Annotated in this window: 14 protein-coding genes; 8 read left to right on the forward strand and 6 right to left on the reverse strand. The window is 72.3% G+C overall.

The window, feature by feature from the left end; all coding sequences use genetic code 11:
* Positions 1 to 378: 378 nt before the first annotated feature.
* From OG627_RS00360 to truD, 8 genes are all read left to right on the forward strand, one after another.
* Entirely contained in the window at positions 379 to 1152 is a 774-nt protein-coding gene (locus tag OG627_RS00360) for a DUF6071 family protein (protein ID WP_329060208.1), read from the forward strand.
* Positions 1153 to 1364: 212 nt separating this feature from the next.
* The gene (locus OG627_RS00365; RefSeq protein WP_329060210.1) at positions 1365 to 2195 is read left to right on the forward strand and encodes a tyrosine-protein phosphatase; all 831 of its coding nucleotides are present in this window, start codon (positions 1365 to 1367) and stop codon (positions 2193 to 2195) included.
* 229 nt (positions 2196 to 2424) lie between these two features.
* The gene (locus OG627_RS00370) at positions 2425 to 3252 is read left to right on the forward strand and encodes an SDR family oxidoreductase (RefSeq protein ID WP_329060212.1); all 828 of its coding nucleotides are present in this window, start codon (positions 2425 to 2427) and stop codon (positions 3250 to 3252) included.
* 16 nt (positions 3253 to 3268) lie between these two features.
* Positions 3269 to 3895, forward strand: a complete 627-nt coding sequence (locus OG627_RS00375) for a 2OG-Fe(II) oxygenase (protein WP_329060214.1) — start codon at positions 3269 to 3271, stop codon at positions 3893 to 3895.
* On the forward strand, positions 3880 to 5331 hold the full coding sequence (locus OG627_RS00380) for a hypothetical protein (RefSeq protein ID WP_329060216.1): 1452 nt from the start codon (positions 3880 to 3882) through the stop codon (positions 5329 to 5331). The genes OG627_RS00375 and OG627_RS00380 overlap by 16 nt, the downstream gene beginning before the upstream one ends.
* A complete protein-coding gene (locus tag OG627_RS00385) occupies positions 5324 to 6172 on the forward strand; it encodes a 2OG-Fe(II) oxygenase (protein ID WP_329060217.1) in 849 nt (282 codons plus the stop codon). Before OG627_RS00380 ends, OG627_RS00385 begins: the two co-directional genes overlap by 8 nt.
* Before the next feature lie 151 nt (positions 6173 to 6323).
* Positions 6324 to 7904 (forward strand): MFS transporter, encoded by a 1581-nt coding sequence (locus tag OG627_RS00390; protein WP_329060219.1) that lies wholly within the window; start codon positions 6324 to 6326, stop codon positions 7902 to 7904.
* Positions 7905 to 7946: 42 nt separating this feature from the next.
* Positions 7947 to 9002 (forward strand): tRNA pseudouridine(13) synthase TruD, encoded by a 1056-nt coding sequence (truD, locus tag OG627_RS00395; RefSeq protein ID WP_329060221.1) that lies wholly within the window; start codon positions 7947 to 7949, stop codon positions 9000 to 9002.
* A 39-nt stretch (positions 9003 to 9041) separates the two neighbouring features.
* Here the strand turns inward: truD and OG627_RS00400 are convergent, their stop codons facing one another.
* The 6 genes from OG627_RS00400 to OG627_RS00425 form a co-directional block, all read right to left on the reverse strand.
* Positions 9042 to 9662 (reverse strand): GrpB family protein, encoded by a 621-nt coding sequence (locus OG627_RS00400; protein ID WP_329060223.1) that lies wholly within the window; start codon positions 9660 to 9662, stop codon positions 9042 to 9044.
* Positions 9663 to 9843: 181 nt separating this feature from the next.
* The gene (locus OG627_RS00405) at positions 9844 to 11022 is read right to left on the reverse strand and encodes a cytochrome P450 (protein WP_329060225.1); all 1179 of its coding nucleotides are present in this window, start codon (positions 11020 to 11022) and stop codon (positions 9844 to 9846) included.
* Between the two features lie 110 nt (positions 11023 to 11132).
* Positions 11133 to 11744: a TIGR03086 family metal-binding protein gene (locus OG627_RS00410; RefSeq protein WP_329060228.1), complete on the reverse strand. Its 612-nt coding sequence runs from the start codon at positions 11742 to 11744 to the stop codon at positions 11133 to 11135.
* A gap of 133 nt (positions 11745 to 11877) precedes the next feature.
* On the reverse strand, positions 11878 to 12033 hold the full coding sequence (locus OG627_RS00415; protein ID WP_329060230.1) for a hypothetical protein: 156 nt from the start codon (positions 12031 to 12033) through the stop codon (positions 11878 to 11880).
* Between the two features lie 54 nt (positions 12034 to 12087).
* On the reverse strand, positions 12088 to 12609 hold the full coding sequence (locus OG627_RS00420) for a glycosyltransferase (protein WP_329060232.1): 522 nt from the start codon (positions 12607 to 12609) through the stop codon (positions 12088 to 12090).
* A 616-nt stretch (positions 12610 to 13225) separates the two neighbouring features.
* Complete coding sequence (locus tag OG627_RS00425; protein WP_329060234.1) at positions 13226 to 13429, reverse strand: hypothetical protein; 204 nt, start codon at positions 13427 to 13429, stop codon at positions 13226 to 13228.
* Between the last annotated feature and the right edge of the window lie 72 nt (positions 13430 to 13501).

Consider the following 13501-nt stretch of genomic DNA (forward strand, 5'->3'; position numbering starts at 1 on the left):
CGGGGAACGCGGGGCCTGCGGGCGGAACGGGCATGGGGCGCCCTGGTTACGCCGGAAGCATGTGGTCCGTTCTACCCCTTTCGGAGGGCTCCCTATTCACTGAATCGACGCACCTCCGCGGTTCTGGCCGATTTTTTTTCGTCGCCCGGAGACACCGCGGGAAAGGTTCCGAGGTCAGGCGTTGGACCGTACACACGGAACCGGCGGGCCATCTTCTTCCTCTGACCGGAATCGACGGGCTCCGGTCAGGAGGACGCTCAGGCACTGTTGCCGTCCCGTGGCGTGGAGTGTTCAATCCACACCAGCCCGAAATTCGTTGCGCTACTTCCATGCGCCGTCCGGAGGTAAGTCGTGCTTGTGTATGCGAATGGTTGCTCCATGACGTACGGCGCCGAGCTGGTGGACGATCTCGATCCGGATCCGGACCGGCAGCGCTATAGAGAGGAACATTCCTGGCCGGCCCGGCTCGGTGACTTCCTCGATGCCGAGCAGGTGGTGAATGACGCGGTGATTTCCGGTTCCAACGACCGGATACTGCGCACCACCCTCGACTGGTTGACCGGGCACCGTGAGGTCGTCGAGAAAGGCCATCTGCTGGTCGTCATCGGCTGGTCGGGCGCCATGCGCCGCGAGTTCTATGTGGACGGTGATTTCCGGCAGGTCATTCCGTACCAGCAGCATCAGCACACGGATGTCCAGCGGCTCACCGATGTCTACCGTGAGCTGGCCTGGCACGACCACGAGTCGGGGACCCGGCTGCTCACCCAGATCCTCTCCCTCCAGTCGTTCCTGCGGCTGCACCGGGTCCCGTACCTGTTCTTCGACTCCATCGAGAGCTCCTTCGACAGCCTCGGCAGGGCCGGGCTCGCCGAGAGCGGGGGCGCGGACATGGTGGACCGTTCCTGCTTCTACCGGTTCGGCGACGCCGACGGTTCCATGGCCGACGTACTACGGGCGTCCGGCACCGGGTGGAAGGGCCGGCATCCCGCCGAGGACGGTCACGAGACCTGGGCGCACAAGCTGGCGGCGCACGTGGTGGCCGGGCGGCTGCTGCGGCGACCCACCGCCGCGCCCGTCACGGCGCCCTCCGGTCCCGCCTTCGCCCGCCGACGCGCCTTCCGGTCGGCGAACCGGGACTTCCTCTACCCCTGACCCGGCCGTTCCGGCATCGCCCCGACCGCCCCCTCGACCGACCCTCGACCGACCCCCGACCGGCCCCTGTCCGGCCCCCGTTCGGTCCGGACGTCCCTACGCGTCCCGCTCCCACGGACGCTCGACCACGCCCCCCTCCTCGGAAAGGCAGCGCTGATGGACAGCCCCCGCACCCCGGTTCCCCCGATCGTCTTCAGCGCCCCGCTCGCCCGGTGAGTGCCTCCCCGCGGTCACCCGCGCAGGCGCCCCGGCCCGCCGCGGACGCGGTCAACCTCCGCGCCGTCGCGCCCCCGGGGGTGGTGCCGGGCCGGATCTGGCGCGCGGGCGCCGGGGCGGTCATGGACGCCGGGACCGCAGACGAACTGACACAACGTCACGGGCTGCGGGCCGTGATCGACCTCCGGTCACCGAGCGAGCGGGACCGCGCCGGCGCCCCGGCGGAACTCCTCGCGCACGGTGTGCGCTGGACACGCACCCCGCTCACCGGCTATCCGCGCGACATCGTGCACCTCCCCCGGCCGACACCCGACCACTATGTCCGCTACTACCACGCCATTCTCATGGAGAGCACCGTCGGCGGCGTCCCCGCCCTGTTCGAAGCCCTGGCGAGCGCCGCCGACGAGCCGTTCCTGGTCTGCTGCCACCTCGGCAAGGACCGTACGGCGGTGGTGGTCGCCGCCCTGCTGGCCCTGGCCGACGTGCCCGACGAGCTGATCGCCGAGGACTACGCGGCCAGCGGTACGGCGCTGGGCCCGCTGCTCGACCGTTTCGCGCACAAGTGGCGGGCGCACGGCTGGACACGCGAGGACTACGTCGTCCACCTCTCCACACCTGCCGTGATCATGCGGACCTGGCTCGCCGAGCTGCGGCAGCGGCACGGTGGTGTGCGGGCCTCGCTGATCAGGGCCGGGGCCCGCCCCGCCGATCTGACGGCCCTGTCGGCGGCGCTCACCGATCCGTGCGCCGACCGACCCGACGATCCACCGACCGGCCCCTCCAGCGGTCCGCGCCCCTCCGGGACGCGTGGGGGCGACCGGCCCTGAACGCTCCGATGGTTCCTCCGCCCGGCGGTGGAGGCGAGGAGAGGTCAGCCGTGGGACACCCAGAACGCCGTGTACCGGCGTACGCCCGGCCGGCCCACTGCCACGGCGGCCGTCTCCTTGCCTCCTCCCCCGGGGCGGAGAAACCCTCCGGCCATGCTCGTCCGTATCCGCCCGTCCGTACCCGCCTGTGCGTCCGTACGGTCCCGAACTCCCGGCGACAGGAGCCCGCATGAGCCCATCGTCCCCACCCGAGCACTCCGTCCCCCGGCCGCTGCCCAGCCCCTTCCGCGGCGCCGTGGTGATCGGCGGCACCCATGGCCTGGGCCGCGAACTCGCCCTCGGCGCACGGGACCGGGGGCTGCGGACCGTGGTCTACGGACGCTCCGCCGCACCCCTCGACGACACCGACGGCCTCCTCGCCCGCCCCCTGGACCTGTGCGATCCGCAGAGCGTACGCAGCGCCCCCGTCGACGTACCGACCCCCTGCTACGTGCTCTGGGTGGCCGGGGCGTTCCTGAAGAAGACCCTGGCGGAGACCACCGAGGACGAGGTCGAGCAGCTGACCCGGCTGCTCCTCACCGGCCCGGTGCTCTTCCTGCGGCGGCTCCTGGCCGAGGCCGGGGGGCCCGTCCACCTGATCACGATCGCCTCCTCGTCGTCCTGGAAGCGGCGCGAGCGCGAGACGCTGTACTGCGGGCTCAAGGCCGCGCAGGCCGCCTTCGTACGCAACCTGGTGCCCGAACTGACCGCAGCCCACCCGGAGAACCGGATCACTCTCGTCAACCCGGGTGGCCTGGCCGTACCCGACTTCCACACCGGTCTCGCGCTGGACTTCGGCGCCATGATGGATCCCGGCCGGGTGGCGGAGATCATCTGGGACATCGCGGCCGGCCAGCGGCGCGCCTTCACCGAGGTACAGATCCTGCGCAGCCGCGAGCCCGGCTCCGAGGGGACCCCCGAAGTGTCTTACGGGGCTCGGCTGCCCGAGACCCCCGACGAACCCGCTCCTGCCACGACCGCCGGTGCGGCATCGCCCCACCCCATTCAGCACCACTGACGGAGAGGACAGGCTCTTGCTGGACCTGAACGCGCCGGTGGAACGGCACGACGAACCGTACCGGTGGGCCGTGGCCCACTCCGTGATCCCGGCGCCCGCCGCCCGGACCCTGCGGGAGCAGATGCCCGCGCCGCGGGCGCTGCGGCCGGCCGAGCGCACCGGCGACGGCGACAAGACGTACCGGATGGCGGTCCTCCCGTTGATCCGTCACGGCGCGCCCGAGCCCGGCATGGCGCAGATGGGCGAGGCGTGGCACGGGCTGGTCGAGCACCTCCAGGCGGCCCCCTATCGCGACTGGGTGAGCAGGACCATCGGCGTCGACGTCAGCGACACCGCGCTGGACGTCGGTCTCTTCGTCTTCCAGGGCGGGGACCGCATCTCCTCGCACACCGACAAGGCGGGCAAACGCGCCACCCATGTCATCTACCTCAACGACGACTGGGCGGACGACCACGGCGGGCAGTTCGAGGTCAGGACCGGCCCCGACCTGTCGGTCAGCCCGTACGCCACCATCGTCCCCGGCGGCGGGCGCTCGGTGCTCTTCGCCCGCTCGGACCACTCCTGGCACGCGGTCGCCCCGGTGGCCGCTCATGCCCCGCAGTACCGGCTGACCTGCCAGGTGGAGATGTGGAACCTCAGTTGACCCCCGCGCCGCTCACCGAGGACCGCGCCGCGGCGGGCCACGGGCCGTACTGGGACGTCGAGGCCGGGCCACCGCTCTCCGGCGAGCTGCGGATGTCCGGGTTCAAGCACCTGATGGTGCCCTGCATGGCCGCCGCCTGCCTCTCGGAGGAACCCTGGGAGCTGCGCGACGCACCGGATCTGACCGATCGCCAGGCACTGGCGGGCATGCTGCGCGCGCTCGGCGCCCGCGTCGACATCGACGGTGCGGGTGAGCGGGTACGGATCGACGCGGCCACGCTCAGCGGCCATCAGGTGCCCGCCGGCTGGTCGGCCCAGGTGCACGGCGGCGCGTATCTGCTGCCCGTTCTGCTGGCCCGGCACGGGCGGGTGGAGTCCGGGGCGCACGGGGGCTGCCGGATCGGCGGCGGGCACCGGGGCGGGCGCCCGATGGAGCACATCGCCCGGGTGCTGGAGCGCTTCGGGGCCACCTGCGTCACGGACGGCGGCGCGTTCACCGCGACCGCCCCGCGCGGACTGCGCGGAGCCGTGATCGACCTGGCCGACTTCTCCACGCCCGACCCGCACAGCGGGCTGCCCACTGGCCCCCACTACTCGGGGGCGACGAAGACCGCGCTGCTGGCCGCCGCCACCGCCCGGGGCCGCACCGTACTGCGGCACCCCTATCCGAAGCCCGACGCCCAGGAACTGGCCCGGGTGCTGGCGCGAGCCGGGGTGGCGGTGGACGTGACCCCGGACACCATCGAGATCCAGGGCACGGACGGCCCGGTCGGCGGCGCCACCGTCGCACTGCCGTCGGACCTCCTGGAGGTGGTCACCTTCGTCACGGCGAGCGTGCTGCTCGGCCAGGAGCTGACACTGCGGCTGACCCGCCCGGAGGTGGTACGCGAGGGGCTCGCCCCGGAACTCTTCCATCTGCGGCGGATCGGGGTGCCGCTCGACTGGGACGGCGAACTCCTGCGCGTCCGGGCGCCCGTGCGTCCGCTGGCGGCGGAGCGGGTCGTCGCCGCGTCGCATCTCGTCTACAGCGACGCGCAGCCCCTGTTCGCCCTGCTCCTGCTGGCCGCCTCGGCGCCCTCGACGCTGGTGGAGACCGTCTGGTCGGGGCGGTTCGGCTACGTCGACGGGCTGCGCTCGATGGGCGCCCGGATGAGTGTGCACGGGCAGGAGCTGCGGATCGCCCCCGGGGCGCTGCGTCCGGCGCCGGGACCGCTGCGGGGGAACGACCTGCGCGCCGCCGCCGCGCTGCTGCTCGCGGCTCTGGCCGTGGGCACCCCGCACCGGCTGTACGGGGTGGAGCACCTGGCCCGGGGTTACGCCGGGCTGCCCGGCAAACTCCGCTCCCTCGGCGCACGGATCACCGCGGGTACGGCACCGGCCCCGGACGCCCACGGTCCCGCGGGTTCCCAGGACAAGGAGGAGATGCACGATGTCTGACGACCCGTCGACCACCGGCGCGTCCCGATCCGACGAAACCGACGCCACCAGCGGCTCCAGCGGCTCCAGCGGCTCCAGCGGCTCCAGCGGCTCCAGCGGCTCCAGCGGCTCCAAGGGCTCCAAGGGCTCCAAGGGCACGGTGCTTGATCTGACCGCGCTGAGGCGGGCGGAGCTGGCCGAACGCCCCTTCCGCTGGGCGGAACTGCCCGGCACCCTGCGCGGCGCACCGGGCGAGACCGCGCACCGGTTGGAGGAGGAGTTCCCCACCGAGGGGTTCCGGCTGACCGAACGGACCGGCGGCGACTCGGAGAAGACGTACCGCACCCGCAACCTGCCGCTGATCACCGGAGGGAACCCGGTCGCCGCCAGTCACTCGTTCCTGTCCCCGTTGTGGCGACGGCTCGTGGCCGAGCTCGCCTCGTCCGAGTACCGCGCGGCGGTGGCCGAGGCGACCGGCCGCCCGCTCGGCACCTGCCGCGTCGAGGCCCGCGCGGTCCGCTACGGCCCCGGCTACTGGATCGCGCCGCACACCGACCGGGCCGACAAGGTGGTGACCCAGCTCTGGTACTTCAACTCCGAGTGGCCGCGTGGGTGGCAGGGATCGCTGCGCATCCTCGGCTCCTCGGACGCGGACGACATACGGGCCGAGGTCGCGCCCCTGCGGGGCTCCTCGGTGCTGCTGGTCAGGTCAGCGGAATCCTGGCACTCCGTCGCCCCCGTGTCCGACGCCGCCTCCGAGGACCGGCGCACCCTCCTCGTGCACTTCGTCGACCCGGGCGCCGCGACGGACGAGGAGCCGCGGGTCGCGGACGTACGACGGTGCGGCCCGGACGTACAGTGACCCGGCACGGACGTGGCACGCCCCGACCCGGACGTGCCCGGTCCCGGCCCCGCACACGAGGCGGGAACCGGTCGCTCACCCACCTTCCAGACCGACACGTGCCGGATCACGGGCGAACGGGCGGCCCCGCGACCGATCGGGGCGCCCTTCCTTGACCCACCCCCACCAGACCACTCTGACGGCCCCGGCGGCCGGCCCGGCCTCGGCCCGTTACGGCCGCCGGGTGCTCTCCGCGACATCGTTCACCGCGCTGCTCACCGGCCTCAACACCAGCGGACTCGACGTTGCCCTGCCCGGGATCGTCCGGCACTTCGGGGCCTCCGCCGCGCAGGCCAGCTGGATGATCCTCGGCTATCTGCTGGCCGGAACCGTCCTGTTGCTGGTCTGGGGCCGCCTCGCGGACCTGTTCGGGCGCAGCCGGCTCTATCTGACGGGCGTCGCCCTGTTCGCCCTGGCCAGCATCGGCTGCGCCCTCGCCCCGGACGCCTGGTGGCTGGTGGCGGGCCGGATCCTCCAGGGAGTGGGGGCATCGGCGATCATCGCCAACACCACGGCGCTGCTCGCGGACTCCTTCCCGCCCGAACGGCTGCCCCGCGCCCTCGGTGTCAACGCCACGCTCATCTCGGCCACCCAGGCCGCCGGGCCCCTGCTGGGCGGGGTACTGACGGATTTCCGGGGCTGGTCGGGGATCTTCTGGACCAGCGGGGCGGCCGGTCTGGCGGCCTGCGGCTGGGCGGCGTACGTCCTGCGAAGGGACGACGGCCCGGGATCCGGCGAGACCTTCGACGTCGGGGGCGCCCTGCTGTCGGTCCTGTTCCTGGGGGGCGGGGCGCTGGCGCTCACCGCGAGCGGGTCGCAGGGGTGGACGAGCGGGACGGTCGTGGTGAGCGCGGCCGTGGCGGTCGCGGCCCTCCTCGTCTTCCCGCTGGTCCAGCGGCGGCAGCGGCATCCCCTGGTGGACCCGTGGCTCTTCCACGACCGGCGGCGGTCGATGGCTCTGCTGGCCGCCTTCCTGACGGCGATGTCGTACTTCTCCGTCGTGCTGGTGATGTCCCTGTACCTCCAGACGGTCGAGGGCCTCAGCGCCCTGTCCGCCGGGTTCCAGGTCATGTTCATGGCCGTCGGCGCGATGGTCGCCTCCCCGGTGGCCGGGCGGCTGGCCACCCGCCACCCGGCGCGGCTGCTGGCCAGCGCGGGCACGGCGACCTCGGCCCTGGGCATCGCGCTGCTGGTGCTGGCGCTGTGGCTGGGGCCGCCCGCACCGATCGGTCTGATCGGACTGGGACTGTTCCTGACCGGTGTCGGCGCCGGTCTGTTCGGGGTACCGAACACCGGCGAACTCATGTCGCTGGTACCGGCGCACCGGCGCGGCATCGCCAACGGCGTACGGTCCATGCTCCAGAACGCCGGCTATCTGATCAGCTCCGTGCTGGCGCTGGCGCTGGTCTCCGGACACGGACCGTCCGGGGGGCCGGAGCCCCTCGTCGGACACCACCGTACGGCGCTGCTGGTACTGCTCTGTCTCTGTCTGGCGGCCACAGCGACCTCGCTCCTGCGCGGCAGCGGCAGCGGCAGCGGCAGCGGCAGCGGCAGCGGCAGCAACAACGGCAACAGCAACGGCGGCGGCAACGCCCCCAAGGCGGACCCCGCATCTCCGCCTACCCGTGGCACCACCATCGCCCCACCCGGACCACCCGGACAATCCGCCCCACCCGCCCCACCCGCCCCGTAGCGCCCAGAGCCGGGAAACCCCGGCAGGACGAAAGGAAACGGAGTGACCGTGGAGAACCCCATCCTCAAGGCGCACGCCACCGACTTCGTGGTCCAGGAGAGCATGGTCCTGCCCGTCCAGGACGATCCGGACGCGCCGTTCCAGTACCTGCGCCTGCTCAAGCGCGGATACACCACGTTCGAGGCGGTCGAGCGGATCGCCGCCGTCTGCGGGGTGCCCGCCGCCGAGCTCTCGACGGCCGGCCTCAAGGACGAGGACGCCGTCACCGAGCAGCACCTCGCGTGCCGGGGCAGGGTGACCCAGGAGGACATAGCCGAGTTCAACACCCGCCACGCCTCCGGTGAACGCACCATGCGGCTCACCCTGCACGGCTACGGCCACCACGGGCTGCGTGCCGGGCAGTTGGAGGGCAACGGTTTCCGGATCCTGGTGCGCGGGCTGTCCGCCGGGTTCGTGGAAAACGTCGGCGCACTCGGCGAGCGCGCCGGGGACCTGTTCTTCGTCAACTACTACGACACCCAGCGCTTCGGGGTGGCGGGCGGCCCCAGGACCACCCACCGGATCGGCCGCGCCCTCCTGGAGGAGGACTTCGACGCCGCGCTCGCCCTTGTCCGGGAGTCGAAGTCCCGGGAGGCGGAGCGCGCCCTGGAGTTCACCGGCTCGGCCGCCGCGTTCTTCGACCTGATCGACCCCCGGGTGCGGGCCTTCTACCTGTGCGCGCACGCCTCGTACGTCTGGAACGGCCAACTCGCCGCGCTGTTGCGAAAAGTGAGTCGCCATCCGCTCGACGAGACCCGGCGCGAGGGCATCCCGTACGTCTTCGCCACTCGCCGGGACGATGTGCTGGCGCTGCTCCAGGAGGCGACGTCGCTGCCGTACGAGCGCCACCGCTGGACAGACGGGACGATCCGTCGCACCGAGGGACTGCGCCCGACGGTCGTGCAGACCCGGGTCCGGGTCGTGCGTACGGCTGAGGACACCGACACACCGGGACGGCACACCTGCGAACTCGGCCTCTTCCTGCCGTCCGGCTGCTACGCCACCAACGCGGTGGCGCAGTGGGTCGCCTGGGCGGGCTCGGGCCACGTGCGGCCCTGAGCCCCGAGCTACGGGCCCTGCACCCGGGCGCCGCGGGGGTCAGGGCCGCACGTCGCCGGGTCTGACCGTCATCGTGAGGGACGGCTGCCAGCCCGTGGCCCGCGCCCAGGGTTCGGCGACGGCGACGACGAGATCGACGACGGGATCCTTGACATCGGCGTACGTGGCGAGGTCCGGGACGGCCTCCGCGAGCACCTGCTTGAAGCGCGCGTAGGCCGGCACCGCCTCCGGGTGGGCGCGCAGCCAGTCGCGGAAGAGCAGCGCGAGCCGTTCGTTGGGCGAACCGGCCGCCCGGACATGGAGGTTGACGTCCGGTCCCGGTTGGCCGCGCCTGATCCACAGCCGCTTGGTCCAGCGGGCCGGATCGTCGTCGCTGCCGGCCGGCACATGGTCCTGCCGGTACGGCGCGAGATCGTAGCCGTGACCGGCCAGCGGCCCGGCGAAGGCGTCCTGCGCCTCCTGGAGGTCACGGACGCTGATCTGCACGTCGAGGACGGACTTGGCCGCCATACCGGGCACCGCGGTGCTGCCGATGTGCTCGACGTGCAGAGCGAGCGGGGCGAGCAGTTCATACAGTTCGCCGGTGAGCGCCCGGCCCCGCGTGATCCACGCGGGGTCCGGGGCGGCTACGACGAGTTCGGAGGAGCTGTCCTTGGGCATCGCGCGATTCTAATGGCCCCTGCCACGATCCCCGCCGGCGGCGAGGCAAGCCGGCGGCCACGGTGGCTGGGCGATCCGTCACCCGGACAGACTCCGCCCCTGGACCACCCCGCACCCCGGAGCCGCCGTACGAGGCAGCGCGGCGGCCCGGTTGGCGCTCTCCGGGATGCGGTGCCGGGCGTCAGGTCGCAGGTTCGATCGCCACTTCCAGGTGGTCGAGACCGCGCAGCCCGTTGTTGATCATCGGTCGGCGTTCGAGTATCTCGAAGCCGGCGACCCGGTCGGCGAGCCTCTCCAGCAGCGCGCTCATTTCCAGCCTGGCGAGGTGCATCCCGACGCACACGTGCTCTCCCCGTCCGAAGGCGAGGTGGTCCGAAGGGCGGCGGGTGATGTCGAAGCGCGCCGGGTCCGGGTAGTGGCGCTCGTCGCGGTTGGCGGAGGCGTAGAGCAGCGCGACCCGTGAGCCGGCGGCCAGCGGAACTCCGCCGATCTCGTGGTCCCCGGTGAGGACCCGGCTGAACTGGGGCACCGGGGTCTCCAGGCGCAGCGACTCGTTGATCGCGTGCGGGATCAACGAGCGGTCCGCGCGCAGCAGATCCCACTGGTCCGGGTTCTGGGCGAACAGCGCGACCGCGTTGGTGATCGCGAGGATGGTCGTGTCCAGGCTGGGAGTGACGTAGTCGAGCATCATCACCGGGCACTTGTCCTGCGGGATCTCGCCGCGGTCGGCGGCCTCGTAGAGCTGTGCCGCCCAGCCGTCGGGGGTGGTTCTCCCTGGCACGGCGTCATTCATGGCGAATGCCATGAACTCCTCGACGGCCGGCCCCGCCGCGGCCGCCCGGTCGTCGGCGGGCCCCTGGGTGTTCCAGATGGCCGCAGCCCACTCCAGCATCTTCTCCCGCCCGTGATCGGGGAGCCCGACCAGGTCCGACACCACGGTCATGGGCAGGTACTCCGCCAGTTCGGTGACGACCTCGAACCGGCCCCGGCCGACCAGCCGCCCGACAACCCGGTCGGCCTCGGCCTCGATCCGCGGAGTCACCTCGCGCATCCGGTCCGGCCGCAGCGGCCGCCCCAGCACCGAGCGCATCGCCGTGTGTTCGGGCGGATCGCTGCACAGCGTGATCCCCTCCAGCTGGGCGTTCACGTCCGGATCCACGAACACTCCCCGCGCTGACGAAAACGTCTGCCAATCCATCAGGGCGGCGCGCACCTCGTCGTAGCGGGGCAACGCGTAGAGGTCGTAGCGGGACAGGTACACCACAGGCCCGAGAGCCCGAAGTCCGGCATAGATGTCGTACGGGTCGATGCGCGCCGATTCGGTGTAGAGATCGACGTCGCTGGTGGGTATGGCGGGCAACGGGCCTCCGGGAGACGGGGGGGAGCGAATACGGCGACGGCCAACGTGCCGGTGCCGCGCGGTGGAAGAGTCGAAAAGGGCCCGTACGGACCAGTCGCGCCCGGCCCGGGTCAACCGCCCGTGGTGACGGGCGTGGGCGTCCAGTCCGGTGACCGGCCCGCGAAGCCCAGCAGCCGGTCCAGTGCCGGGGCGTCCGGGCTCACCGGCACCTCGGGGGCGAACGGCATACCCGTGCCGCCCCGGTACTCCGGCTTGATCTGGTCGGCGAGCAGCGCGTGCGCCTGCTCCGTCGCCGCGGGACCGGGACGCCAGGTCTGACCGGTGGCGCGGGCGATATCCCAGCCGTGTACCACGGCCTCGGCGACCAGCATGCTCAGCACGTAATCACCGGGGAACGTGCCGCCCAGCGCGGGCGCCCGCACGGAGACCGTCTCGACGCCGTCGGCCAGCGCGGCACGCACGGCCGCCGACAGTGCCCCGATCGCCGCGACCAGGACTTCGGTCTCGTCGGGACCGGTGCAGGCCCGCGGATCCGGCCGCTGGTCGCCGTCGGGGTCGGCCAGGACGATGGTGAAGTATCCGATCCCGCCGAGCAGGTGCCGGCGCAGCGGGACCACGTCGAGACCGGCGCACGGTGTCGGCGCCGTGTCCTGTTCGAGGGTCGTCGCGCCGATCACGCGCGCCAGGTGGTCCAGGACGGGAAGCACCGGATGAGAGGACATCAGTTCCATTTCGTTCGTCGGGATGTGCACGCGGTGCACGCGCTACGGGATGAGGAGGCGTTCCGCATCCCGTATCGGTACGGCGAGTACCCCGGTACCGGACCGGCGACACTCGCCCCGTGGATCAGTACGTTCATGCCCCTGCCGTCTTCGTCAGCATCGCGATGACCTCGCTGGGGGCGGGGTTTTCCGCGATGTACGCGGCGGCCTCCGCGGCGCGGGCGCGCAGGGTGGAGTCGCCCAGCGCCCGGGTGACGGCGTTGGTGAGTTCGGCGGTGGAGCCCACCACGGTCGCGACTCCGGCCGCGGCGGCGCGGGCCGCGGTGACGGGCTGGTCAGCTCCTTAGGGAAGGAGGACCATCGGGATGCCGCGGCTCATCGCGGCCAGCACGGTCCCTGAGCCGCCCACGGCGACGACCAGTGCCACACCGTCGAGCAGTTGGTCAAGCGGCGCGAACGGCACGAAGCACACTTCCCCGGCGCCGTGGACTTCGGGCGGCTGAGGAAGCGCGGCCCCGAGCGTGGCCAGCACGTTGACCTCCGCGTCGGCGACAGCCGCCGTACACGCGGTCAGGGTGGCGCCGTCGGAGAACACCGTGCCCAGCGTCAGCAACACCATCGGCCTGCCCGGATCGGCGAACGCGGGCAACTCGATGGTGGTGCCCGCCGGGCGGCGGTGGGCTTGGGCGCGGATCGGCAGCACGGGCCCGGGTGCGGACCAGTCCGGGTCCTGGAGCACCGGCGGGCACGGGTCGAGGCAGCCGAGCGGTGCGACGGGCTCGGTCCCGGCCCGCTCGTAGTGCGGGAGCACGGCCAGGCCGATGCGCTCGGTCAGGAACGGCGCCACCCCGGGACCGATCCCCACCTGGTACCACGGCACCCTCTGGCGTGCGGCGACCAGCGGGCCGACGGTGTCGAACGCCTCGGCCAGGACCAGCTCCGGTGCCCACCCCGGTGTCCAGCAGCTCCACCTCAGGCGCCAGTTCGCGCTCGGCCATGTGCCGGGTCCCGGCGCCGGTGAGCAGGGCGACGGTGTGCCCGGCCTCGGCCGCTGCGGTCATCAGGGGTGCCAGCGGCAGGATGTGCCCGTGCGCGGGCACTGCGGTGAACAGGATGCGCATCGGCAAGCTCCGTCAGCGGGTGAGCGGGCCGTGGGTCAGCGGGTCGTGGGTCAGGAACGTAAGGTCGAGAACGGTCCACCCGAACGGGACCTCACGGGAAAACCCTCCCGCGACGGGGTTTCCTTCGCGTCGGCAAGAACTACGTACGTCAGTGCCCCATCCACCCACGTACGTCGAGGTCCGGCGGCCGGAACGATCAGCTGCGGTGAAGTTCGCAGAAACGCCAGAGGTGCCGCAGGTCGGCCGGGATCTCCGAGCCCTCGTAGGGCGGGCGCTCGGTGAACCCGGGAGGTGCAGAGGCGGTGGGCCTCGGCCATGAAACGGTTGCTGTCCAGCCGGACGGTCCGGGCGCTGAGGTCATCACGGGCGCGCTCCAGCAGCCAGTCCAGCATCCGCGAGCCCAGGTGCGCACCGCGCCGCGCCGGTATGCCGGACGTCACCGGCCATGGCGAAACCGTAGGTGCGCTCGAACGTGGCGAGCGCCCACGTCATGTACTCCGTCATCAGGCCGAGTACGGCGGCGTCGTCCAGGGTGGTTGCTTCCCTGATCCGGGATCGAGCCAAGGTTCTCTCCTTCACGGCTGTCGGCGGAACCGTCGGCGGCACACCGGGTCTACGTAATTTTCGCCGACGCGA

It is taken from the genome of Streptomyces sp. NBC_01429 (assembly GCF_036231945.1).
In the GTDB taxonomy this organism is placed as follows: Bacteria; Actinomycetota; Actinomycetes; order Streptomycetales; family Streptomycetaceae; genus Streptomyces.